Origin of the sequence: Lichenihabitans sp. Uapishka_5, assembly GCF_033947565.1 — a bacterium.
In the GTDB taxonomy this organism is placed as follows: domain Bacteria; phylum Pseudomonadota; class Alphaproteobacteria; order Rhizobiales; family Beijerinckiaceae; genus Lichenihabitans.
This window is the reverse complement of the sequence record NZ_JARPVX010000046.1, coordinates 1-23,042: the sequence shown is the minus strand read 5'-3', so window position 1 is coordinate 23,042 and position 23,042 is coordinate 1. Positions and strand designations below refer to the sequence as shown.

19 protein-coding genes are annotated in these 23,042 nt (G+C 68.7%); 7 read left to right on the top strand and 12 right to left on the bottom strand.

Annotated features, from left to right (window positions below; genetic code table 11):
• Positions 1-18: 18 nt before the first annotated feature.
• The 7 genes from P7D22_RS15065 to P7D22_RS15035 form a co-directional block, all read right to left on the bottom strand.
• The gene (locus P7D22_RS15065) at positions 19-279 is read right to left on the bottom strand and encodes a hypothetical protein (RefSeq protein WP_319935069.1); all 261 of its coding nucleotides are present in this window, start codon (positions 277-279) and stop codon (positions 19-21) included.
• A 198-nt stretch (positions 280-477) separates the two neighbouring features.
• Positions 478-996 carry a hypothetical protein gene (locus P7D22_RS15060; protein WP_319935068.1) on the bottom strand — a complete coding sequence of 173 codons (519 nt, stop codon included), beginning with the start codon at positions 994-996 and terminating at the stop codon, positions 478-480.
• A gap of 38 nt (positions 997-1,034) precedes the next feature.
• Entirely contained in the window at positions 1,035-1,610 is a 576-nt protein-coding gene (locus tag P7D22_RS15055; RefSeq protein WP_319935067.1) for a YbhB/YbcL family Raf kinase inhibitor-like protein, read from the bottom strand.
• Positions 1,611-1,717: 107 nt separating this feature from the next.
• Positions 1,718-3,217 (bottom strand): HAL/PAL/TAL family ammonia-lyase, encoded by a 1,500-nt coding sequence (locus P7D22_RS15050; protein WP_319935065.1) that lies wholly within the window; start codon positions 3,215-3,217, stop codon positions 1,718-1,720.
• A gap of 13 nt (positions 3,218-3,230) precedes the next feature.
• Entirely contained in the window at positions 3,231-4,484 is a 1,254-nt protein-coding gene (locus tag P7D22_RS15045; protein ID WP_319935064.1) for a peptide ABC transporter permease, read from the bottom strand.
• A 125-nt stretch (positions 4,485-4,609) separates the two neighbouring features.
• Complete coding sequence (gene arfB / locus P7D22_RS15040; RefSeq protein WP_319935074.1) at positions 4,610-5,026, bottom strand: alternative ribosome rescue aminoacyl-tRNA hydrolase ArfB; 417 nt, start codon at positions 5,024-5,026, stop codon at positions 4,610-4,612.
• 16 nt (positions 5,027-5,042) lie between these two features.
• On the bottom strand, positions 5,043-5,570 hold the full coding sequence (locus tag P7D22_RS15035) for a GcrA family cell cycle regulator (protein ID WP_319935063.1): 528 nt from the start codon (positions 5,568-5,570) through the stop codon (positions 5,043-5,045).
• 450 nt (positions 5,571-6,020) lie between these two features.
• Here P7D22_RS15035 and P7D22_RS15030 point away from each other — a divergent pair, with 450 nt between their 5' ends.
• The 3 genes from P7D22_RS15030 to P7D22_RS15020 are packed head-to-tail and all read left to right on the top strand — an operon-like array spanning position 6,021 to position 9,183.
• A complete protein-coding gene (locus tag P7D22_RS15030; protein ID WP_319935062.1) occupies positions 6,021-7,250 on the top strand; it encodes an aspartate aminotransferase family protein in 1,230 nt (409 codons plus the stop codon).
• Positions 7,247-8,206: an ornithine carbamoyltransferase gene (gene argF, locus P7D22_RS15025; RefSeq protein ID WP_319935061.1), complete on the top strand. Its 960-nt coding sequence runs from the start codon at positions 7,247-7,249 to the stop codon at positions 8,204-8,206. Before P7D22_RS15030 ends, argF begins: the two co-directional genes overlap by 4 nt.
• Complete coding sequence (locus tag P7D22_RS15020) at positions 8,203-9,183, top strand: Hsp33 family molecular chaperone (protein ID WP_319935060.1); 981 nt, start codon at positions 8,203-8,205, stop codon at positions 9,181-9,183. The genes argF and P7D22_RS15020 overlap by 4 nt, the downstream gene beginning before the upstream one ends.
• A 4-nt stretch (positions 9,184-9,187) precedes the next feature.
• On the opposite strand, the gene P7D22_RS15015 is transcribed toward P7D22_RS15020, so the two are convergent.
• Positions 9,188-10,186 (bottom strand): Brp/Blh family beta-carotene 15,15'-dioxygenase, encoded by a 999-nt coding sequence (locus P7D22_RS15015; RefSeq protein WP_319935059.1) that lies wholly within the window; start codon positions 10,184-10,186, stop codon positions 9,188-9,190.
• Positions 10,183-10,953: a bacteriorhodopsin gene (locus tag P7D22_RS15010; protein ID WP_319935058.1), complete on the bottom strand. Its 771-nt coding sequence runs from the start codon at positions 10,951-10,953 to the stop codon at positions 10,183-10,185. Before P7D22_RS15010 ends, P7D22_RS15015 begins: the two co-directional genes overlap by 4 nt.
• A 223-nt stretch (positions 10,954-11,176) precedes the next feature.
• Here P7D22_RS15010 and lpdA point away from each other — a divergent pair, with 223 nt between their 5' ends.
• The gene (gene lpdA, locus P7D22_RS15005; protein WP_319935057.1) at positions 11,177-12,574 is read left to right on the top strand and encodes a dihydrolipoyl dehydrogenase; all 1,398 of its coding nucleotides are present in this window, start codon (positions 11,177-11,179) and stop codon (positions 12,572-12,574) included.
• A 27-nt stretch (positions 12,575-12,601) separates the two neighbouring features.
• On the opposite strand, the gene P7D22_RS15000 is transcribed toward lpdA, so the two are convergent.
• Entirely contained in the window at positions 12,602-13,990 is a 1,389-nt protein-coding gene (locus P7D22_RS15000; RefSeq protein ID WP_319935056.1) for an HD-GYP domain-containing protein, read from the bottom strand.
• A 286-nt stretch (positions 13,991-14,276) separates the two neighbouring features.
• Between P7D22_RS15000 and P7D22_RS14995 the strand changes: the two genes are divergently transcribed.
• On the top strand, positions 14,277-14,513 hold the full coding sequence (locus tag P7D22_RS14995) for a hypothetical protein (protein WP_319935055.1): 237 nt from the start codon (positions 14,277-14,279) through the stop codon (positions 14,511-14,513).
• Between the two features lie 37 nt (positions 14,514-14,550).
• Here P7D22_RS14995 and P7D22_RS14990 read toward each other — a convergent pair whose 3' ends face one another.
• Complete coding sequence (locus P7D22_RS14990) at positions 14,551-15,555, bottom strand: NAD-dependent epimerase/dehydratase family protein (RefSeq protein ID WP_319935054.1); 1,005 nt, start codon at positions 15,553-15,555, stop codon at positions 14,551-14,553.
• Between the two features lie 340 nt (positions 15,556-15,895).
• On the opposite strand from P7D22_RS14990, the gene P7D22_RS14985 reads away from it, so the two are divergent.
• Together P7D22_RS14985 and P7D22_RS14980 are read left to right on the top strand one after the other, a co-directional pair.
• On the top strand, positions 15,896-18,865 hold the full coding sequence (locus P7D22_RS14985; RefSeq protein ID WP_319935053.1) for a DNA translocase FtsK: 2,970 nt from the start codon (positions 15,896-15,898) through the stop codon (positions 18,863-18,865).
• 234 nt (positions 18,866-19,099) lie between these two features.
• On the top strand, positions 19,100-20,794 hold the full coding sequence (locus P7D22_RS14980) for a methyl-accepting chemotaxis protein (protein WP_319935052.1): 1,695 nt from the start codon (positions 19,100-19,102) through the stop codon (positions 20,792-20,794).
• 93 nt (positions 20,795-20,887) lie between these two features.
• On the opposite strand, the gene P7D22_RS14975 is transcribed toward P7D22_RS14980, so the two are convergent.
• Positions 20,888-22,972: a catalase gene (locus tag P7D22_RS14975; RefSeq protein WP_319935051.1), complete on the bottom strand. Its 2,085-nt coding sequence runs from the start codon at positions 22,970-22,972 to the stop codon at positions 20,888-20,890.
• Positions 22,973-23,042: the final 70 nt, after the last annotated feature.

Here is a 23,042-nt window from a genome sequence, read left to right as displayed (position 1 = left end):
CCGGTAAGACCGTGACCCTCAGGCGGCCGCGAGCGTCAGGCCGCGCGGCTCGGCGACGAGCTGGAACAGGTAGAAGCCGTTGAAGCGTTCCGCGACGGCGGCGGCGCGAGAATCGAAACCCGGCGGCGTCGCGCCATGGTCGAGGCGGTGCGCCGTGTAGTGCCAATCTCCCGACATCAGGAAACCCGGCAAGGCCTGATGGGCCGGCACGGCGCACCACAGGTCCGCTTCGGCCGTCCGCCGAAAGAAGTGCCAGGTGACCATCTTGGTGTTCGTCATGCCGATCTCCTGACGCAGCCGGAAGCCGGGATCGCCGCCTCTGCCGCGGACGAAAGGTCCGAAGCTTCATGGCGGAACGCATAAACGAGGAGCATGACAGTATTGAGGCCGGGATGCGTCGTGTTGGCCACCGTTCAAGATACAAAAAAGGCGCGCCCCTCAATCGAGGCCGCGCCTATACTTGGAATAATTAAAGAACTACCCGCGTGGAGCGCGGTCGATCAGCAGAAGTGCTTTTTCGGTCTGCTTCGACAAACCCGGAGCTTCGTCCAGGGCCGCGAAATCGGCATCGGTATAGGGCGCGCCATGGCCGCCGACGAAAACCCGGAGACCGGTCTTGGTCATCACCGCATCGCCGCGCTTCAAGGTGCGATCGTCGAAGATCGAGACCGGGGCCACGGGGCCGACGGCGATCTTGGCCACGGCAACCTGGGCCGGGCGGGCATGACGGCGCCGCACGATCACGGGCCGATCCTGCGGGGCCTCATAGGCGGGCTCGGGCGCCGGGGCCGCATCGTTGCCGCCGATACCGAATTGTTGGCGGAAAAAGGCGCCGATGCCGCCGTCATCGGCCGCGAACCCTTGTGTGACAGGGGCGCAGATCATCATGGCGACCGCCAGGACGGCCAACCCCGATCGTCGCCGCCATCCCGAAACCTGCGCCACCCCTGCCTCCTCACGGCAGCTCGCGCCACCAACCTTGACCTTGACCATCATGTTCAGGTCGCACCTTGTTGCGTGATCTCCCTCGGATCTCAACTGCGTTCGTACAAGCCGATGAGATATCCCTTGGCTAAGACATGCGCCTTCATGGCTTCCACCACGGCACTGCGGCCGGGCTCGTCCTCGAAGTCGAGCACCTTGTCGAGCGCGAAGACCTGGAAGGCGTAATGGTGGGCACCGTGACCGGAGGGCGGGTCCGGCGGCAGGTACTCGGCCTTGAAAAACGAGTTCTTGCCGAGCGCCTGGGGCCAGCCGCCGCTGCCTTCGCTCTTCAGCATGCCTTCCTCCAGCATGCCGTCGGCAGCCGCGAGGTTCCAGGCGATCGCATGGACGAGGGGCGACAGCGTCGGGCTGTCGGCATCCTCAACCAGCAGCACCACGGCCGCCGTGTTGTCGGGAATGCCCGACCAGGCGAGGGGCGGCGACACCTTGGCGCCATCCTCGGTATAACGCGACGGGATCGGCGCGCCGTTCGCAAAGGCCGTGCTGGTGACAGCGATCGTTTCCGGCACCGCCGCGAAATCCGCCGACATCACGGTGAGCTTGTCCACCCCGGGACGAAACCCCTTGAGCGCCTGCCCAAGGGCGGAGGGGATGTGTTCAAGCATGACGCGATCCGGCCCCGAGGTTCTGGTTTGATGTGGCAACGCTCAAGCCGGCTTTCGGTTCGAGTCGCGTGTCGCAAAACTTTGCTGCAGCCGTATGACGGCTGGCTTCACGGCGGCGGGTCGATGTCTTCGCGCCGCAGGATCGTCGCCGCAGTTTCGAGGTCGCGGCCAAGCGGGCGATCGTCGCGGAACACCGGCAGGTGGGCGCGCAGGCGGGCGTGCAGCGCCCCGGTGCCGGCTCCCCGGGCGTGCGGCCCGGGATAAAGGTCCGAGGCTTGCGCCGCCACCACCCATTCGATGCCGAGCACCTGGGCGGCGTTGTCGAGGATCACCAGGGTTTTCAGGCTGGCCGGCGTGGCGTGGCTGAGGTAGTCTTCCTGCAGCCCGGAGGTGATGCCGCCGTCGAGGCTCGCCGGCGCCGCGAGGCGGCGGTTCTCGGCCACCAGCGAGGCGGCCGTATATTGGGCGATCATCAGCCCGGAATGCAGGCCGCCGGTGCCGGCCAGGAACGGCGGCAGGCCGCTGACCAGCGGGTTGAGCAGCCGGTCGAGCCGTCGCTCCGCCATGGCGGCCACCTCGGCCACCGCGATGCCGAGCGTGTCCATGGCGAGCGCCACGCCGGCCCCGACCGCATGGGCGGTCGAAAACACCTCCGGGGCCTCGGGCGTGCCGCCGACCAGCGGGTTGTCGGTGGGCGAGGCCAGTTCGCGATCGACCACGGTGGCCGCATAGGCGAAGGCGTCGCGGGCGGCGCCATGCACGTGCGGCACGGCTCGCAGGCTCAAGGCGTCCTGCAGCCGCCGGCCCTTTGCGGCCGCCACGCGGTCGCTTCCGGCGAGATAGCCTCGCAGCCGGGCCGCGGTGGCCTTCAGGCCGGGCGAGGCATGCAGGTTCATCGGCGCGGCCGCGAAGGCGCTGTCCTGGCTGCCGACCGCTTCGAAGCTCAGCGCCGCCAGCCCATCGGCCCAGTCGAACAGCCGCTCGGCCTGGGCCAGCGCCAGGGCCGCGAGGCCGGTGGCGCAGGGCGTGCCGTTGATGAGGCTGAGGCCTTCCTTGGTGTCGAGCACGAGCGGTGCCAGGCCGTGGTGCCCGAGGGCCTCGCGGGCCGGCCGCAGCGCGCCGTCGACGAGACCTTCGCCCTCGCCGATCAGCGCCAGCGCCACATGGGCCATGTGGCTGAGATAGCCGACGGAGCCCTGGCGCGGCACGGCCGGAATGCAGCGCCGCTCGAGACACGCAAGCAGCAGCGCCACGACGGCCGGCCGCACGCCCGAGCGGCCATGGCTCAGGTTAGCGACGGCGGCCGCCATGATGGCGCGGGTCTCGGCTTCCGGCAGGTGCGGCCCGGTGCCGACCGCATGGCTGAGCACGATGTGGCGCGACAAGGCGCGCTGCTCGGCCGGCGGCACCACGGTGTCGCAAAAGGCGCCGATGCCGGTGCTGACCCCATAGGCCGGGATGCCCCGCGCCACGATGGCGTCCACCACGGCACGCGCCGCCGCGATGCGCTGCCAGGCGGTCTCGGGCAGCCGCATCGGGCCTCCGCGGGCCACCGCCGCGATGGTGCGCCAGCCGAACGCGGCCTCAGGGTCGGCCAGGGGCATCATGGTCGGGCGCCGCTCAGCGGGCCGGGGTGGGGATCAGAACCGCGGCGGTCGGCCGCTCGGTCTTGTATTGGCCGCGGATGACGTGGACGAAGGCCAAGGTGGCGACGCCCAGGAACGTCACCCACCAGAGCTGGGTGGTGTCGAGGCCCCACAGCGTGACGGTGAACACCGCCGCCAGTTCGGCCAGCAGGAACGGCGCCACCGTGGCCGAGGCACGGCCAACCGCCGCAAAGGCGCCGGCCACGAAGCAGGCCGCGAGGACCGCCCCCACCACGCCAAGCTCGTACCAGGTCTCGAACAGGAGGCTGTGGGGGGCCGGACCGGGGATGAAACCACTCGATACGGCGCGCGACATGATGTCGAAGCCATGGCCGGTAATGAGCCGCAGCGGCTCCGCCGTCACGACATCGGCCCAGATGCGGATCGAGGCCGCCACCTCGACGAGCGGCGGCAGCCGCAGGCCGAGCCCGGCGCCGAGCGCCGCATCGAGCGGCTTCATCAGGCAGAACGGCAGCACGGGGGCCAGCAGAAACAGCGCCACCACGAAGCCGCCCATCAGCCGGGCGACGCGGGCCGGGTTCCAGGTCGCGATCGCAAAGGTCAGGGCCCCCACGGCGAGCGCCGCCAGGGCGGTCGAGGTCCAGGCCGCCAGAGCCGCGACCGCCACGGCCATCGCCATCAGGCCGGCCGCGAACCAACGGTCGCGCACCGCCAGGGCGCCGAGCACGGGCCATACCAGCGTCACGAGCGTCAAGGCGGCGCGCTCCGGCGTCGAATCGCCGGTCTGCATGGCGAGCAGCGGCTGCGGCGACAGCACCATCGTGGCGACCGTGGCCACCACCGCGGCTGCAAGCCCGATGGGAAACAGGTAAAGGTTCGACGTGCGGGTGCGGTCGGGCAGCAACGCCACCGTCAAAGCCACGAGGCCCAGGGTGCCGCCGGTCTTCCACAGCCGGGCCGCGGCCTCGGCCGGAAACGGCGTCCAGGCGAGCGACAGGGCGCACCAGGCGAGAAGGCCGAGGCCGCTCAAGGCCGGCACGGTGGCGCCCATCTGGCGCAGGCGATCACGCAGCTGCACGTGGGGCAACATCAGGCCGCCGATCAACACCAGGGCGGTGCCGATCGGCACCAGGGAAAACAAGGCGCGCCGCGACAGGATCACGCTGACCGGTACCGCCATGGCCAGGATCACTAGGCCGACGCGCAACAAGAACCCACCGGCATCGATGGCCGGATCCTCAACAGGCTTGCGGGGCGATAAGGGCATGAAGGGCGCGAAACGAGGCCTTCCCAGTGAAGGCTCGAGGCACCTTATCGCGTCGAGGCGCCCGGCACTGTGAGACTTTGGCCACAGGCGGGCCGCAATCTGCGGCAAGCGCGCCTCGGCTCCGCTCAGTCGGTCGGCGCGCGCCTGTCGGCCTTGATGGTGGAGCGTCGCCCCTTGGCTTCGAGCCGCCGCTTGCGCGATGCGAGCGTCGGGCGCGTCGGACGGCGGATCGCCTTGCGCACCGCCGCCTCCTTGAGCAGGGCCACGAGGCGGTCGAGCGCATCCTCTCGGTTGCGGGCCTGCGACCGAAAACTGTCGGCCGAGATCACCACGACGCCGTCCCGCGTCATGCGCTGCCCCGCCAGGCCGCGCAGCCGCTCCTTCAGGTGATCGGGAAGGTTGGGCGAGCCGAGCGCGTCGAAGCGCAGCTGCACCGCGCTCGCCGTGGTGTTGACGTGCTGACCGCCCGGGCCCGACGCCCGCATAAAACTTTCCGCGATCTCGCTCTCGTCGATCGCGATGAAGTGCGTGATCGGGATCAGGCGCCGGCCCCGTGTGTCAGGCGATACGGGCGTAGCGGTCGTTCCGCTCGCGCCGCCGCTCCTGGGTGGGCTGGAAGGCGAGCCGCGCATGGGCGGCGCAATAGGGCCCCGAGCCGACACCGGTCTTGGTGCCGCAGAAGCGGAACTCCGCCTGGCTCGGGTCGCCCATCGGCCAACGGCAGCTGGTTTCCCGGAGGTCCATGATGGTGACGCGTTCGGTGGTGGGCAGCCCCACATCGGTGACCGGCACCGGCACCGGCGGTGTCGCGGCGGTCCGCAGCGGCACCACGACGGCTTCCACCTCGACCGGCCGCACGGGCTCGGGTACGGGTGTGGCCGGGGTCTTGGCCTTGATCCGGGCGGCCGCCACCGCCGGCTGAGCCGTCACTGCCTTGGCGCGTCCGGCGAGGCCCAGCCGATGCACCTTGCCGATCACCGCGTTGCGCGTGACCCCGAGCCCGAGCTCGGCCGCGATCTGGCTCGCGCTGCGTCCTTCCAGCCAGAGCTTACTGAGCTGCTCTACGCGTTCATCTGTCCAGGACATGGCCTCTCCTGAGTGGGTTAAACTGTTGTCGTCGAATAGGAAATGCATCGTCGACCGAGGTCGTCGAGCGTTACGCACGCACCAGGAGGAACAAGGCCGCAACTCGCCCTCCGATCGGGCCGGAGTCTATACGTCCCCCGGATTCCGGCGCAAGAGTCCGCCTCGGGGCGCCTAAGTTTTCCCCAAATGGCCAGCCGGTGTGTTGTGAAAGACTCAATCGATTTCGCAGCTTGACGCCAAAGAACAGTTTGACGCGGCCAAGCAAATCCCGGTATTACCCGAGGACATTGCCGTCCCGTTGGGGCGGCAATTTGGTTTTGCGCTCTTTCCTGCTGCCCAAATGGCGGGTCGATCCCTTGGCTCGCCGGGTCCACTTCGGCTCCGGGTCGGCGGTTATCCCTGATCGGTGGGCGCGGAACCTCGGGTTCACGTCGATGTGAGGGTGAGGCCATGAGTTCTTCGCTGCTGCCCGTATTCGCGCGAAGCGCGCTCAGCTTCGAGCGTGGCGACGGGGTCTGGCTGACCACGCGCGAGGGCGAGCGCTACCTCGATTTCGGCGGCGGCATCGCCGTGGCGTCGCTCGGCTATTCGCATCCGCACCTGGTGACGGCGCTGACCGAACAGGCCGGCAAGCTGTGGCACGTTTCGAATCTGCACCGCATCCCCGAAGGCGAGCGGCTGGCCGACCGGCTGACCGCGGCGAGCTTCGCCGACGTGGTGTTCTTCACTAATTCCGGCGCCGAGGCCAACGAGGCCGCCATCAAGATGGCCCGCAAATATCATGCGGCCAAGGGCCACCCCGAGCGCTTCCGCATCATCACGGTGGAAGGCGCCTTTCATGGCCGCACGCTCGCCACCATCGCGGCCGGCGGCCAGCAAAAATACATCGACGGCTTCGGGCCGAAGGTCGAGGGCTTCGACCAGGTGCCCTTCGACGACCTGAAGGCGGCCGAGGCCGCGATCGGGCCGGAAACCGCCGCCCTGATGCTCGAGCCGATCCAGGGCGAAGGCGGCATCCGGGTCATTGCGCCCGCCACCTTGCGGGCTTATCGCGACCTGTGCGACGCCCATGGGCTGCTGCTCGTCATGGACGAGGTGCAGAGCGGCGTCGGTCGCACCGGCCACCTGTTCGCTCACGAGCCGAGCGGCATCGTGCCGGACATCATGTCGGTCGCCAAGGGAATCGGCGGCGGCTTTCCGATGGGGGCGTGCCTCGCCACCTTCGAGGCCGCTTCCGGCATGACGCCGGGCAGTCACGGCACGACCTTCGGCGGCAACCCGCTCGCGATGAGCGTCGGCAATGCGGTGCTGGACGTGCTGCTCGAGCCGACGTTCCTCGATCGGGTGAAGCTGCTCGGTTTGTCGCTGAAGCAGCGCCTGGCAGCCTTGAAGGACGCCCATCCGGACCTCGTGGCGGAGGTGCGCGGCGAAGGGCTGATGCTGGGGCTGAGGCTGACCCAGCCCAACACCGATTTCGTCGCCGCGGCCCGCAAGCACCACCTGCTGGTGATCGCGGCCGGCGACAATGTGGTGCGGTTGTTGCCGCCCCTCGTCATCACGGAAGCCGAGATCGCCGACGGGTGCCGGAGGCTCGAAGCCGCCTGCGCCGACATGGCGCCCGCCGTTTCGGCGGCCGCCGACCTTCAGGCCGCCGCCCCGACCGAGCGGGGTGCCGCGTGAGCCGCGCCGCGCCAGCCGCCGCCACCGCGCCGCGTCATTTCCTCAACCTTAGCGCCCTGCCGGCTACGGAACTGCGCCGCATTCTCGACGGCGCAGCCCGGTTGAAGAACCGCCGCACGCCCGAGCGTCGCCTGTCGGGCCCCGACAGGCCGCTCGCCGGCCGGGTGCTGGCCATGGTGTTCGACCAGCCCTCGACCCGCACCCGCGTGTCCTTCGACGTCGGCATGCGGGAGCTCGGCGGCGAGACCCTGATGCTGACCGGCGCCGAGATGCAGCTCGGCCGCGGCGAAACCATCGCCGACACGGCCCGGGTGCTGTCGCGCTACGTCGATGCCATCATGATCCGCATCCTCAGCCAGGCCGATCTCGAGGAGTTGGCCCATTACGCCACCGTGCCGGTGATCAACGGCCTTACCAAGGCGTCGCACCCCTGCCAGGTGATGGCCGACGTGATGACCTTCGAGGAACACCGCGGCCCGATCCGCGGCCGCACCGTGGCCTGGAGTGGCGATTCCAACAACGTGCTGGCCAGCTGGGTCCATGCGGCGCAGCGCTTCGACTTCACCCTCAATGTCGCGACGCCGCCCGAACTCGCGCCCGATCCGGCGCTGGTCAACTGGGCCCGGCGCGAGGGCGCGCGGCTGAACCTCACCACCGACCCCTATGAGGCCGCCGACAAGGCCGATGCCGTGATCTCGGACTGCTGGGTGTCGATGGGCGACGAGCACGGCACCCACCGGCACAACCTCCTTGCGCCCTTCCAGGTGAATGCCAATCTGATGCGGGCGGCCGGCGCCGATGCGGTGTTCATGCATTGCCTGCCGGCGCATCGCGGCGAGGAGGTGACCGACGAGGTCATCGACGGCCCGCAATCGCTTGTGTTCGATGAGGCCGAAAACCGCCTGCATGCGCAGAAGGGGGTGTTGGCCTGGTGCTTTGGAGCCCTGCCTGAATGACAGTTTCACCGTCGGGGTCGCGTACGGTTTCGGATCTCGGCCGTGACGATCTGATCCTTCCCTTTGCGGTCACCGGGCTCGACGTGCGGGGCCGGGTGACCCGGCTTGGCGGCTCGGTGGACCACATCCTGAACAAGCACGCCTATCCGGAGCCGGTCAGCCGGCTCGTCGGCGAGGCGCTGGCCTTGTGTGCGCTGCTCGGCTCGTCGCTGAAGATCGACGGCCGCTTCCAGCTGCAAACCCGCACCGATGGGGCGGTCGACATGCTTGTGGTGGATTTCGACGCGCCCGACCGGTTGCGCGCTTTCGCCCGCTACGATGCCGACCGTCTGGCGGCCGATCACCGGTTGTCTTCGGCCGAGCTGCTCGGCCAGGGCCATCTGGCGCTCACCATCGACCAGGGGCCGGAGATGTCGCGCTACCAGGGTGTGGTGCCGCTCGAGGGTCAGGGGCTCGAGGCGGCGGCCGACCAGTATTTCCGGCAATCCGAGCAGATCCCGACCTTTGTCCGGCTGGCCGTGGCCCAGAACGTCACCGACCACGGCATCGAATGGCGGGCCGGGGGGCTGCTGCTGCAGTTCTTGCCCGAGTCGGAAGACCGCAAGCGCCAGGCCGATCTCGACCCCGGCGACGCGCCCGAGGGGACCGTGGTGCCGCGGGCCGCGGAAGACGACGCCTGGTCGGAGGCCAAGGCCCTGGCCGCGACCGTACAGGACCACGAACTCGTCGACCCTACCCTGTCAAGCGAGCGGCTGCTTTACCGGCTGTTCCATGAGCGCGGCGTCAGCGTCTTCGAGCCGCAGCATCTGCGCGATGCTTGCCGCTGCTCGACGGAGCGCATCGAAGGCATGTTGCGCAGCTTCACGCCGACCGAGCGGCACGACATGATCGGGCCGGACGGCGTGATCGGAGTGACCTGCGAATTCTGCGGCACCCACCGCAGCTTCGCGCCGGCAGAGTTCGACCCGCCGAACTGACGCGTCAGGCGGCCTCGCGGGCCGCCCACCATTCGAGCATCAGGTGCGGCACCGTCAGGGCCGCCGTCACCTGCAGCGCAAGGGCCAGCAGTGGCTCAGTCGGCATATGCCCTGCCAGGGCCGACCAGCCCCAAAGCAGAAGACCGGCACACACCAGCGCCGACGGCACCACGATGGCGGCCACGACCCCAAGGGCGGCCCGGCCGTCGCGCGGATACAAGGCGCCGCCGAGCTCGGCCATGTGCCGCACGGCATGCAGCAGGCAGAAATAGATCGCAAAGGTGACGAACGGCGGCAGCAGCGCGGCAGCGGCCGCGAGCAGCAGCAGTTCGACCGCTTCCGCCCGACGGCTCGATCCATAAGGTGCAGCCGCAATGGCGCGCCAGCCCACGCGGCCCAGCAGGGCGGCATAAAGGGCAAGGCCCGGGATCCGGCAGGTCTCGAGGGTCGCCACCACCGTGGCGGACCCATCCTGGCTCATCAGGCCGATGATTCCGGCCACCGCCTGCGGATGCAGCAGGAAAATTGGCAGCACGGGGGTCAGGGCGCGAGCCACATAACGCAGGGGGTCGTCAACGTCGCGCGCCGCGGCTTCGCTGGCGCCGAAGTGGAACCCCGACACCAGCAGGAAGACCAGGAAGGTGGCGCGCGGCGCCAGGCTCCATCCCAGGACCATGGCGGCCACGACGGCCAGATAGGCGCACAAGAACACCGGCAGCCAGCCGCGCCCGAAGCGGGGCGCCATGGCACGATAGGCCACAACGAAGTCCGAGCTGCCGTGCGGCATGCCGATCAACGCACCGCCGACCAGAAGGACGCCGCCGGTGGCTCCCGACACGCCGGCCGGGGCGCCCACTGCCATCGCCATGCAGGCCACGAGCACCGCCGCCACCGCGAGTGTGTGGCGACGATCGAAAGCCGGCCGCCATTCGGCTGCGGCCGGCCGCGTGGTCGCCGGGGCGAGGGATGATCCCCCGCCCTGGCGCAGCGTCGCGAGGCTCATGCCCGGCGCGGCACCTTGGCGGAACCGCTCGGCACGGCGCCGACGGTTTCAGCCACGGCCGACACCGTCTTGCCGCGCAGATCGCCATCGGCCACGGCCTTGCTGCCGGCGGCGGCCATCAGGCCATAGCCGACCTTCGCCACGAGATCGAGAACCGTGATGCAACCCGTCGCCAGCACCGGCGACCAGGTGCCGAAGCCATCGGGACCAAGCACCACCACGATCGGGTACAGCAGCCACAGCACGCCCAGCACCGGCACGTTGCGTGTGTAAGCGTTGCTGCGGGCGGCATCCCGAGCCTTGGCCTCACGCCGCAGCGGAACCAGCAGGATGTAGTAGACGGCCAGGAAGGCGACGCAGCTCGCCAGATACCAGGTCCACTTGGCGACCGGATCGTCCGACAAGCCGAAGAACAGGCCGGTCACGATCATGATCACGTCCGAGATCAGCAGCCCGGCCACGAGGCCCGGACGACAGCGGGCACCGCCGAGTGCCGTCATCGACAAGGCGAGCAGCAACGCCGGCGTCGTCACCGACCAATCGATGTAGCGCGCATACAGGAACTCACGCCCACCCGGGAGCGTAATGGCACCCTGATGCACCGCCATGGCGAAATAGGCTATGGCGGCCATCAGCGGCACCAGCCCGTGCGCCAGCCGGTGTCCTTCCTCGTCCTGCGTGCGGCTCCCACCTGTTGCGAACAACACCGCCGATCCAGCCAGCATGCCGATCGCGCCGATCCACAACCACGTCGTTTCATTCATCATTACAAACTCGTCATCTTTGTTGCGCCGCGTCAACGCGTGCCGATCCGACAAAGCTGCGCATTGAAGGTGCGGTGATTCGATGCAGGTGCCCGGCCGACGCGGCATGGTCTCGCGATTGGGCCCGATCGGGCGCCCGGGCTGGCATTGTCGGGAGGGGAGCGGTATTGACCTGCAGCCTCACCCCACGGTCGCGGCCCCGCGCCCTGAGCCGCCGGAAGCGTTCATGTCCTACGATCTTGTTGTTATCGGCACCGGCCCGGGCGGCTATGTCTGCGCCATCCGAGCGGCTCAGCTCGGGTTGAAGACGGCCGTGGTCGAAAAGCGCAAGACGTTCGGGGGCACCTGCCTCAATGTCGGCTGCATCCCGTCGAAGGCTTTGCTCTACGCCACCGAAATGTTCGATCACGCGGGCCACGGCTTCGCGCCGCTCGGCATCAAGGTTCCGGCGCCCGAGCTCGACTGGACCACGATGGGCAAGCACCGCGACGACACGGTGGCGGCCAACGTCAATGGCGTGAGCTACCTGTTCAAGAAGAACAAGATCGACAGTCTGATCGGCACCGGCCGCATCGCGGCGCCCGGCCGCGTCGAGGTGGTGGGCGAGGATGGACAGGTGCAGGTGCTCGACACCAAGGCGATCGTCATCGCCACCGGGTCGGAGGCCGCGAGCCTGCCGGGCATCGCGATTGACGAGGAGACGGTGGTGTCCTCGACCGGCGCCCTGGTGCTGGCCGATGTGCCGAAAACCATGGCGGTGATCGGCGCCGGCGTGATCGGGCTCGAGCTCGGGTCTTGCTACCGGCGGCTCGGCACGGCCGTCACCGTGATCGAATATGCCGATCGCGCCCTGCCGGGCATGGATGCAGAGATTTCGAAGCAGTTCCAGCGTACCCTGGAAAAGCAGGGGCTCACGTTCCAGCTCGGCCAGAAGGTCACCGGCGTCGACAAGGTGCAGGGCGGCGCGGTGGTGCATTTCGAGCCGGCGCAGGGCGGCGCCGCGGGTTCGGTCGAGGCCGATGTGGTGCTGATGGCGGTCGGCCGGCGGCCCTACACGGACGGCCTCGGGCTCGAAGGCGTCGGCGTCGCGATGGAGCGCGGCAAGGTGGTGATCGACGACCATTTCACCACCAACGTGCCGGGCATCTATGCCATCGGCGATGTGGTGCGCGGCCTGATGCTGGCCCACAAGGCCGAGGACGAGGGGATCGCCGTGGCCGAGATCATCGCCGGGCAGGCGGGCCACGTGAACTACCGCGTGATCCCCACCGTGGTCTACACCATGCCGGAAGTGGCGGCCGTGGGCGAAAGCGAGGAATCCCTCAAGGCCTCGGGCCGCGCCTACAAGGTCGGCAAGTTCCCCTTCATGGCCAACGGCCGGGCCCGTGCCATGCGGCACACGGACGGCTTCGTGAAGGTGCTGGCCGATGCCGAAACCGACCAGGTGCTCGGCGTCCACATGATCGGCGCCGTGGCGGGCGAACTGATCCAGGAGGCCGCCGTGGTGATGGAGTTCGGCGGCTCGTCCGAGGACCTCGCCCGCACCTGCCACGCGCACCCGACCATGTCGGAAGCCGTCAAGGAAGCCGCCATGGCGGTGGAGGGTCGTGCCATCCACGTGTGAAGGCTTCGCGCGGCCTGTCCCGGCGGCTCAGGCCGCGCGGGTCAGGTCTCCCTCCATCGCCAACACAGTGCGTTCCAGCGCCGCCACGCAGGCCGGGTCGAGGGCCGTGACGCTGTCCCGGCGCAGGATGTCAAAGGCATCCGGCACCGGCATGGCGCCGCGATAGGGCCGGTCGGCCGTCAGGGCGTCGAACACATCCGCCACGGCCACGATGCGGGTTTCGGGCGCAATGGCGTCGCCCTTGAGGCCGCGGGGATAGCCTGTGCCGTCGAGCCGCTCGTGGTGACCGCCGCCAATACGGGCCAGGTCGGCGAAGGCGGGCACCCGACCGAGAATCGTTTCGGAAAAGCCGGCATGGCCCCGCATGGCCTGCCATTCGGTCGCGTCGAGCGGCCCGTTTTTATCCAGGATGGCGTTCGAGACGCCGAGCTTTCCGATATCGTGCAGCAGCGCCGCGCGCCGGAGCCAGCGGCGATGATCGGGCGCGTAACCCATCTCGGCCGCCACCATGTCGGTGTAAACCGCGACCCGTTCGGAATGGCCCGACGTGAAGGGGCTCTTCGAGTCGATCACTTGAGCGAAGGCCCGCGCGATGTCGTCGAGGTAGTCCTCGCTGATCGTCACGACGCCCTGCGCCGGTTCCAGGTCGAACAGGGTGTCATCGAGCTGGTCGGAGGCGAGCGTATGCCAAAACGCCGGATCGCGCGCCACGCCCTCGAAGCAGGCCGCAAGGCTGGGATCGAACCACGTGCCGGAGCGGGCCCGGACCTCGGCCAGCGCCGCGTCGCGGCCACCCTGTTGGTGGAACACGTCGATGATCTGCGACAGGAGCGCGATGCGGACATAGAGCGGGATGGCGGAGCCGACGAGCCGGTCGGGCCGGCCCTTGCCGTTCCAGTGCTCATCGAGGGCATGGATGGCTTGGCAGACGGCCGGAGGGAAGCGCAGTCGCGAAGCGATATCGGCGCCACGCTGGCAGCGCGTTTCGATCAGGTCGTCGACCAGCGCCTCGCCGTTGCGCACGATGGTCATCACGGCACGGAACCGCTCCGCCAGGCCGGATCGCAGACCGGTATGCGACAACACGAAGCCAAGCACCTTGGGCAGGCTGTCGCTCACGGTCTTGAAATCGCGCTTCAAGGCGATGTCGTCCGCCAGGTAGAGCTGGCACAAGCGTGCCGCGTTGCTGGAACAGCCGAGATCCTTCAGCATCACCGTGAAGTAAAGGTCGCGGAGCTGGAACTCCGGCAGGTTCAGGGCCCGGCCGATGCTGAGGCCGATCCAGGTGGCCCGCAGGCAGTGGCCTGCCGGCTGACCCTCCGTGAGATCGAGCGCGTGGCTCAGGGCGCCGAGCAACTCCGACAAACGGAGGCTTGCGGGTCGTCGGCGATCGTTTGTCCGCGTGATGCCGTCCATGCCATACCCCATGAGCCCGCAGGGAGCATGGCCGAAGCTTCCCTAAGGGAACAGGGGGCGGCAGCGTCTCCTTACGTCAAGGGTGAACGAGGCGTGAGCATCCGCCCGCGGGTTCTCGGCCGAGGCCATCGTTTTCGCTCGAGCCAGTCCACGAAACGCGCGACCCGCACAGGGGGCGATCTCATCCGGCCTGGTTTTTCGGCGGTCGATAACAATTGCAGGCTACGCCGTCGCCGGGGCCGTTTATGAACAACGTCCCTGGTGCCACACCCTTCCCGGAGTGCTCATGCCGAAATCCAGCATCGACCTTGCCCGCACTGGCCAGGCACCGCGCGTGACGCGATGCGTCATTCTGGGCGAAGGCGCCGATGTTCGCATCGCCTTCCTGTCGAACGGCGGCGAAAGCGGGCCAGATGCGATGCTCAGCGCAGTGACGTTGACGCGCGCCCAGCTCACCGGCCTTGTCGGGATGCTGTCGTCCGTGCTCGATTCCGACGATCAGGACGCGCTCAGCATCAATTGAGTCGGATGGCTCAGCGGCGTCTGGGGGCCGTGGCGGCTCAAGCGATGGCATTGTAATCCTTGTACCAGTCCACGAAGCGCGCGACCCCGACCTCGACCGGCGTCGTCGGCACATAGCCGATCAGCGCCCGCAGCAGAGTCGGCGAGGCCGTGGTGGCCTCGACATCGCCCTTCTGCATCGGGATCAGGCGGCGCTCGATCGGGCGGCCCACGGCGCGCTCGATGGCGTCGATGTAGCTCAGCAGCGGCACCGGCTGGCCGCCGCCCATGTTGACCACCCGGTAGGGCGCGGCCGGCGACAGCGAATCGTCCTCGATGACCGGCGCGCCCTCGACCGGCGCCCGGTCGATCAGCCGGCGCACGGCTTCCACCAGATCGTCGATGAAGGTGAAATCCCGGCTCATGCGGCCGTGGCCGTAGACCTCGATCGGCTCGCCCGCGAAGGCGGCCCGCACGAACTTGTAATAGGCCATGTCGGGCCGGCCCCAGGGGCCGTAGACCGTGAAGAACCGGAACGCCGTGGTGGGCACCTTCCACAGATGGGCATAGCTGTGGGCCATGTCCTCCGTGGCCTTCTTGGTGGCGGCATAAAGCGTCAGCGGATGGTCGGTGCGGTCGCGCTCGGCGAAGGGCATCGCCGTGTTGGCGCCGTAGACCGAGCTCGTCGAGGCGATCAGCAGGTGTTGCGGCCGCCGCTGCCGCGCCAGCTCCAGCACGTTGAAGGTGCCGACGAGGTTCGACGACACATAGGCGCGCGGCTGCTCGAGGCTGTGGCGCACGCCGGCCTGGGCGGCCAGATGGATGATGATGTCGGGCGCGGCCTCGTTGGCGGCGGCCTCGAGCGCCGCCATGTCCTCGAGCGCCGCCACATGCGGCCGGAACCCCGGCATGCGGCCGAGCACGGCGTGGCGGGCCGCCTTCAGGGCGACGTCGTAGTACCCGTTAAGATCGTCGAACCCCGTGACGGCGTGGCCTTCCGACAGCAGCCGCCGCGCGACGTGGAAGCCGACGAAGCCTGCCGAGCCTGTGACGAGAACATGCATGGAACCCTCGGCGCGTGACCGGGGACGGCACGTCCCCCAACGCCTCCCGGCGTCGTTCAACCCGTCCCTAACACGGGATCGCCGCAGCCCAAGGGTGTGCCGACAGGGTTAGCGGCGCCTTCTCGACGGAGGGTGCGCCTAAGCTCCTGTTAAGCTCAACGAACCATGATGGCCGGGTCGCCGCACCCTTGCGATGCGTTTCCCAAAGGCTGAGTTCGCTGCCCTCATGATCCTCTCGAAGCAACACGCCGCGCCCCCATCCGAGAGCCCCGCGGAGACCCCTCCGCCCGCGGCAGGCCCGGATTGGCAGGCGCTCTACCAGAGCATGATGACGCAACTGATGAGCAACATGGAGGGCATGGTGTCCCAGGTCCTGGCGACCCACCTGGCCCAGCATGGCGCCGCTCCCGTGCAGGCCGTCGAGCCCGCCCCGTCGGTTGCGGCCGTGCCGCCCGTGGCGGTGGCGCCCATGCCGCCTGTGGCGGTGGCGCCTCTGCCGGCAATGTCGGCCGAAACCGCTGCGGCCCCGCAGGCCGCCGCCCCGCCGCCTGCCACCGGCAACGCCGGGCTCGACGCCATGCGGGCGCAACTGCATGAAAGCGCCCCCGGCCTGATCCAGGCCTCGGCCGTGCCGACGCCGCCCTGGCTGCGCCCCTTCACGCTGCCCGAGAACGTGCGCTTCACCCGCACACCGGATTCGGTGATGCGCTGGGAACGCGCCATGCCGACCCCCGACGAGCTGGCCCTGAAGGCCCGCGAGGCGGCCCGGGACGCCGCCGAGGAAGCGGGCCGTCTCGCAGGCCAGGAGATCGACCGCATGCGGGCCGAGATGCCGGACCCGACGCCGATCTGGCGCCGCCCCTTCACGCTGCCGCCGGGCGTCCGCTACACCCGCACGCCCGACGTCCGGGTCGGCAAGGGCGAGGCCGGCACAAGCGAGAACGGCGGCCTGACGCCCGCCAATGCCTCGACCTCCACCTCGGTGCAGGAATCGGTGTCGACGAGCGAGAGCCCCGACGGCGCCTTTCGGGCCGTGACCTTCACGAAGACCGTCACCACGGTGGAATCCGTGTCGGTGTCGAATATCGAGCCGGCCGGCGAGGCCCTGATGCCCGAGGCCGCCGGCGCCGAGGCGCTCAGCTTCCTGGCGGCCCCGCAGGCGGTTGCCGAAGCGACAGCCCCGGGTGAGCCGGTGGCCGCCTTCCATGCGCCGGTGCCCCACACGGCCACCTGGGTGGACGGCCTGCCGTCCTGGTTCGCGGTGAGCTACCCGGCCACTGACCTGCGGATCGCGCCACCCGCTTTGGCGCCGATCGTCGCCGAAGCGGCCCCGGCCGTTGTGGCGCCGGTCCCGGTCGAAATCGATGACGTGGCGCCCTGGCGTTCGCGCTTCCTGCCCGACATGGAGGCTGTGCCGGCCGTGACGACCCCCGAGGTCGTCCCCGTGGGATTCGCTGTGGCGCTGGGGGCGGTCGAGCCCGACGTCGGGCATGATCCCGACAGCGACAGCGGGGCGGCCCTGTGGCGCCGCGGCTTCATGGAGGACGACGCCGTGGACGTCGCGGCTCCGGCGGCCGAGATCGCCGCGGTTCCGGCCGTGGTGCCGCAGGCCACGTCCACGCTGGTGGTCGAGCCCGCCCGCATCATCGCGGTCGCGCCGCGCGCCTTCGGGTCGCACGGCATCCCGGCCTTCGAAAGCGCCCTGCATGTCGAAACCGATCCCGACTTCTACCAGATGCCGCCGATCGACCATCTGGCGATGCCGCGCGGCCATGACGGCCCCGGCCTGACCCGCGAGGCGCTCGAACAGAACGCCCGCCTGCTCGAAGGCGTGCTCGAGGATTTCGGCATTCGCGGCGAGATCATCGCGGTCAGGCCCGGTCCGGTCGTGACGCTCTACGAACTCGAGCCCGCGCCCGGCGTGAAGTCGAGCCGCGTGGTCGGCCTCGCGGACGATATCGCCCGCTCGATGTCGGCCGTCTCGGCTCGGGTCGCCGTGGTCCAGGGCCGCAACGTCATCGGCATCGAACTGCCGAACGAGCGGCGCGAAACCGTGTTCCTGCGCGAGCTGGTGGCCTCGGAGGATTTCGAGGATTCGAACCACCGCCTCGCCATTGCGCTCGGCAAGACCATCGGGGGCGAAAGCGTCATCGTCGATCTGGCCCGCATGCCGCATCTGCTCGTCGCCGGTACCACTGGTTCGGGCAAGTCGGTCGCCATCAACACCATGATCCTGTCGCTCCTGTACCGGCTGCGTCCGGAAGAATGCCGCCTCATCATGGTCGATCCCAAGATGCTGGAATTGTCGATCTACGACGGCATCCCGCACCTGCTGACGCCCGTGGTGACGGATTCCAAGAAGGCGGTCATCGCGCTCAAATGGGCGGTCCGCGAAATGGAGGATCGCTACAAGAAGATGGCCAAGGTCGGCGTGCGCAACATCGACGGCTTCAACGCCCGCATCGCCGAGGCCAAGCTGAAGGGCGAGGTCATCACCCGCACGATCCAGCAGGGCTTCGACCGCGAAACCGGCGAGCCGATGTTCGTCACCGAGGAAATGGACCTCGCGCCGATCCCCTATATCGTCATCATCGTGGACGAGATGGCCGACCTGATGATGGTGGCCGGCAAGGAGATTGAGGGCGCCATCCAGCGGCTCGCCCAGATGGCGCGGGCGGCCGGCATCCATCTCATCATGGCAACGCAGCGGCCGTCAGTCGACGTCATCACCGGCACCATCAAGGCCAACTTCCCGACCCGCATCTCCTTCCAGGTGACCAGCAAGATCGACTCGCGCACCATCCTGGGCGAGCAGGGCGCCGAGCAGCTGCTCGGCCAGGGCGACATGCTGCACATGGCGGGCGGCGGCCGCGTGGTGCGGGTGCACGGCCCCTTCGTCAGCGACGGCGAGGTCGAGAACGTCGTGCGGCACCTGAAGGCGCAGGGGCGGCCCGAATACCTCGATGTGGTGACCAGCGATGGCGAGCCGGCCGACGACGGGGATGACGACAGCGAAGCGGGCGGCGGTTCGGATGCCGTGTTCGACAAGGGCAGCTTCGCAAGTGCCGGCGGCGATGACTCGGCCGACCTTTACGACCAGGCCGTGAAGGTGGTGCTGCGCGACAAGAAGTGCTCCACCTCCTACATTCAGCGCCGCCTGCAGGTCGGCTACAACAAGGCCGCCTCGCTGGTGGAGCGCATGGAGAAGGAAGGCATCGTCGGCGCCGCCAACCACGCCGGCAAGCGCGAGATCCTCAACTTCAGCCGCGACTACGGTCGCACCATCATCATGCCGGGCGAGGCGGACTGAGCTTCAGCACCGCCCCACAGGCCTGGCGTCATCCGCTTCGGTCTGTGGGGCAGACGTCCCAAGACCGCGCCTCACCGGTGCGGTTCATTGTTCGGTGACCATGGACCGAGGTGGCCGGGCCGCCGCCGCAACAAACACCCCCGGTCGCGCGCTGATGAGCACACAAGATACCGTCTGAGGGTATGAGCTTTCCAAGTTCAGCCGGGATGGCCTGTGCTGGCGGATGCGACCCCCATGATGATGTCTATGTTTCGGCGCCGGGGTCACGGCGCCACGCTCGAGGCGCTCGGCCGATCGCTGGCCCTCGTGGAATTCGACTCGACCGGCCTCATCCTTTCAGCCAATCCGAATTTCTGCCGCGTCATGGGCTACGATCTGGCCGAGATCCGCGGCCGCCATCACCGCCTCTTCGTGGAGGTTGGTTTCGCCGAAAGCGCGGATTATCGCGATTTCTGGGCCAAGCTCGCTTCGGGAGAACACGACGCCCGCGAATACAGGCGCCTCGCCAAGGGTGGGCGGGAAGTCTGGATCCAGGCGTCCTACAACCCTGTGCGCGACCGCCGGGGGCGCGTCACGCGGATCGTCAAGCAGGCCACCGACATCACGGCCGCCAAGCGGGACGCCATCGTGGCGGCGGGCAAGCTCACCGCCTTGTCGCGCGCCCAGGCGGTGATCGAGTTTGCCCCCGACGGCACCATCCTGACCGCCAACGAGCATTTCCTCACCGCGATGGGCTACGGTCTCGAGGACATCGAAGGGCGCCATCACCGCATGTTCGTCGATCCCGCCGAGGCCGCCGCGCCGGCCTATCGGGCGTTCTGGGAACAGCTCAACGCGGGTCACTACGCTTCCGCGGAATTCGAGCGCATCGGCAGGGGTGGCCGCAGGGTGTGGATCCAGGCCTCCTACAATCCCGTGCTCGATCCCGATGGCCGGGTGATCCGGGTCGTCAAATTCGCCACCGACGTGACGGATCGCGTCGCGGCGGTGCGCGATGTGGCGGCCGGTCTGACCAAGCTCGCCGAGGGAGACCTGACGCAGGTGCTCGCGACGCCGTTCACGCCGCGCTTCGAGCGGTTGCGGCTCGACCTCAATGCATCCACCCGCATGATGGGCGAGACCGTGCGGGAGATCGCTGCGAGCGCCGATGCCATGCGGCAAGGCACGCGCGGCATCGCGGATACGACCGGCGAGATGGCCCGGCGCACCGAGCAGCAGGCGGAGCGCCTGATGAACACGGCCACCACCTTCAACCAGGTGACGGCGGCGGTCGCCGACACGGCTGCACGCACCACCCAGGCGCTCGCCGCCACCTCGGCGGCCAAGCGCGACGCCGAAGGGGCGGGGGCCGTGGTCGGACGCGCCGTTTCGGCCATGACTCAGATCGAGGCTTCGTCGCACCAAATCGGCCAGATCATCGGCGTCATCGACGAGATCGCCTTTCAAACCAATCTGCTGGCGCTGAACGCTGGCGTCGAGGCGGCCCGGGCCGGCGAGGCGGGCCGCGGCTTCGCCGTGGTGGCGTCCGAGGTCAGGGCCCTGGCCCAGCGCTCGGCCGGGGCCGCCAAGGAGATCAAGGCGCTGGTCGCCTCCTCGTCGCACCATGTCGCGGGCGGCGTCGGGCTCGTCCGCGATACGGGGCAGGCCTTGGCGCGCATCGTCACGCAGGTGGTGGAGGTCGAAGCCATGGTGGGCGCCGTCGACGCCTCGGCGGCCGAACAGGCCGCGATGCTTCGCGAGGTGAATGGCACCATCGCGGCCATGGACCAGGTCACCCGCCAGAACGTCGGCATCGTCGAGGATGCGAGCGCGTCGGGCCGTGACCTCGCCGAGGAGGCGGCCCGCCTCGCCGTCCTAATGGACCGGTTCACGCTGACCCGCGACCCGGCGAGCGACCATCCGGCCGCCGGCTTCAGCCGCGCCGCCTAACGCCTCTTCCCGATAGGCGACGCCTGGCCCCCCGTCTGTCTTGCTCAGCAAGACCCAGACAGGCGGGTGGCGCCGCCGTAGCGCGGTTTCGGCTTAGGCGAGCGTCCTGACGTTCGCCTCGCGGTCCCAATACCGCTTCTTCGCCGCCTCGACGAAGCCCTTCAGCGCCGTCACCCCGTCGTCGGGCTCCACCCCGGCCTTGTCGAGCAGGGGCTTGGCGGCCGCATTGTGGCCGATCGCCTTCAGGTGCCCGAAAGCATCCATGACGAACTGCACGGCCGCGCCTTCCTTGACGAGCTTCTTGGTGGCCGCTTCCGACAAGATCACCGCGATGGCGTCCACCGTCGCGGACGGCTGGCCGAACAATTGCGCGTCGGCCTTGACGCTCGTGCCATCGGACAGCGGCACGGCACCGACCTTGGGGGCGATCACCATCGGGTGGCCGCCGGCCGCCTTGACGCCGGCCTTGAGCGTCGCGAGTTCGCCCGCATCCGTGCCGTCGGCGATCAGGATGCCCACCGTCTTGCCCTTGAGCGTGTGCTTTTCGAGCGGCCCGCGGATGATCCGCAGGGCCGGGGAGGGCGGCAGGTCGAGCACGGGCGCGGCGGTCTTCGAGGCCGGCGGCAGCGGCATGCCGAGGCCGTCGGCAACGCGGCTTGCCAGACCCTCGTCGACATTGCGCAGGTTTGCCATCATGGCGACCCGCACGTGCTCGATCGACACCTTCGACAGTTCGAACACGAAGGCCGAGGCGATATGGGCCTGTTCGGCCGGGTCCATCGAGCGCCAGAACATGCGCGCCTGGCTGTAATGGTCGGCGAAGCTTTCGGCGCGCACGCGCAGCTTCGGGCCTTCCTCGTGGGCCGGGAAGGAAACGAAGCCGTTCGGGTCTTCGCGCGGGCCACCGGGCTCGCCCGCCTTGGCAAGGCTGTTCGGCTCGTAGTTGGCGCGGCCCTTCGGCACCTGCATCTGCATCTGGCCGTCACGCTGCAGGTTGTTGAACGGCACGCCCGAGCGCGAGCCCTTCGACTGGTTGACCGGGATCTGGTGGAAGTTGGTGGTGCCGAGCCGCTTCAGCTGGGTGTCGAGGTAGGAAAACAAGCGGCCCTGCAGCAGCGGGTCGTTGGAATGGTCGATGCCGGGCACGACATGGCTCGGGCAGAAGGCCACCTGCTCGGTTTCGGCGAAATAATTGTCCGGGTAGCGGTTGAGCACGAGCTTGCCGACGATGCGAACCGGCAGGATCTCCTCCGGGATGATCTTGGTGGCGTCGAGCACGTCATAAGGCAGCGAATTGGCGAAATCCTCGTCGAACAGCTGCACGCCGAACTCCCATTCGGGATAGTCGCCGCGGCCGATGCGCTCGAACATGTCGCGGCGCTGGAAGTCCGGATCGGCGCCCGCGACCTTCACGGTTTCGTCCCAGATCGTCGATTGCAGGCCCGCCTTGGGCTTCAGGTGGAACTTGACGAAGGTGCTCTTGCCCGCCTTGTCGACCAGGCGGAACGTGTGGATGCCGAAGCCCTGCATGGTGGCGAAGGAGCGGGTCAGCGTGCGGTCCGACATGGCCCACAGGGCCATATGGGTCGATTCCGGCATCAGGCTGATGAAGTCCCAGAACGTGTCATGGGCGGTCGCGGCCTGCGGATAGCCGCGGTCGGCCTCCATCTTCACGGCGTGGATCAGGTCCGGGAACTTGATGGCGTCCTGGATGAAGAAGATCGGGATGTTGTTGCCGACCATGTCCCAGATGCCGTCGCGGGTGTAGAACTTGACCGCGAAACCGCGCACGTCACGCGGCGTGTCGATCGAGCCGGCACCGCCCGCCACCGTTGAGAAGCGCACGAAGACGTCGCAGCGGTCGCCCTTCTTCTGGAACAGGTCGGCCCGCGACACATCGGCCAGCGACTCCGTCAGCTCGAAATAGCCGTGCAGCCCGGTGCCGCGTGCATGCACGATCCGCTCGGGGATGCGCTCGTGGTCGAAGTGGTTCATCTTCTCGCGGAAGACATGGTCTTCCAGCAGCGTCGGGCCGCGGCGGCCTGCCTTCAACTGGTTCTGGTTGTCCGAGACCGGCATGCCCTGGTTGGTGGTCAATACCGGATGGTCGGCGTCGGCGACCTGGTGGGTTTCTCCGCCCTGGCCGGGGTGAAGATCGTTCGGTCGCAGATTATCCATACACACCTCGAGAATGCTAGGCCGTGTGGACGGATTTTAAGAGGATGAATCCGAGGGCCAGTGAAACGAT

Bases quoted from the DNA above. Each gene is read 5' to 3' on its own strand.
- P7D22_RS15050 (WP_319935065.1), bottom strand. From the start codon at position 3,217: ATGATGCCCCTGGCCGACCCTGAGGCCGCGTTCGGCTGGCGCACCATC.
- P7D22_RS15020 (WP_319935060.1), top strand. From the start codon at position 8,203: ATGACAGTTTCACCGTCGGGGTCGCGTACGGTTTCGGATCTCGGCCGT.
- P7D22_RS14975 (WP_319935051.1), bottom strand. From the start codon at position 22,972: ATGGATAATCTGCGACCGAACGATCTTCACCCCGGCCAGGGCGGAGAA.
- P7D22_RS15065 (WP_319935069.1), bottom strand. From the start codon at position 279: ATGACGAACACCAAGATGGTCACCTGGCACTTCTTTCGGCGGACGGCC.
- P7D22_RS15035 (WP_319935063.1), bottom strand. From the start codon at position 5,570: ATGTCCTGGACAGATGAACGCGTAGAGCAGCTCAGTAAGCTCTGGCTG.
- lpdA (WP_319935057.1), top strand. From the start codon at position 11,177: ATGTCCTACGATCTTGTTGTTATCGGCACCGGCCCGGGCGGCTATGTC.
- P7D22_RS14985 (WP_319935053.1), top strand. From the start codon at position 15,896: ATGAGCAACATGGAGGGCATGGTGTCCCAGGTCCTGGCGACCCACCTG.
- P7D22_RS15015 (WP_319935059.1), bottom strand. From the start codon at position 10,186: ATGAGCCTCGCGACGCTGCGCCAGGGCGGGGGATCATCCCTCGCCCCG.
- P7D22_RS15055 (WP_319935067.1), bottom strand. From the start codon at position 1,610: ATGCTTGAACACATCCCCTCCGCCCTTGGGCAGGCGCTCAAGGGGTTT.
- P7D22_RS15030 (WP_319935062.1), top strand. From the start codon at position 6,021: ATGAGTTCTTCGCTGCTGCCCGTATTCGCGCGAAGCGCGCTCAGCTTC.
- P7D22_RS15000 (WP_319935056.1), bottom strand. From the start codon at position 13,990: ATGGACGGCATCACGCGGACAAACGATCGCCGACGACCCGCAAGCCTC.
- P7D22_RS15045 (WP_319935064.1), bottom strand. From the start codon at position 4,484: ATGCCCTTATCGCCCCGCAAGCCTGTTGAGGATCCGGCCATCGATGCC.
- P7D22_RS15060 (WP_319935068.1), bottom strand. From the start codon at position 996: ATGATGGTCAAGGTCAAGGTTGGTGGCGCGAGCTGCCGTGAGGAGGCA.
- P7D22_RS14990 (WP_319935054.1), bottom strand. From the start codon at position 15,555: ATGCATGTTCTCGTCACAGGCTCGGCAGGCTTCGTCGGCTTCCACGTC.
- P7D22_RS15010 (WP_319935058.1), bottom strand. From the start codon at position 10,953: ATGATGAATGAAACGACGTGGTTGTGGATCGGCGCGATCGGCATGCTG.
- P7D22_RS14995 (WP_319935055.1), top strand. From the start codon at position 14,277: ATGCCGAAATCCAGCATCGACCTTGCCCGCACTGGCCAGGCACCGCGC.
- P7D22_RS14980 (WP_319935052.1), top strand. From the start codon at position 19,100: ATGATGATGTCTATGTTTCGGCGCCGGGGTCACGGCGCCACGCTCGAG.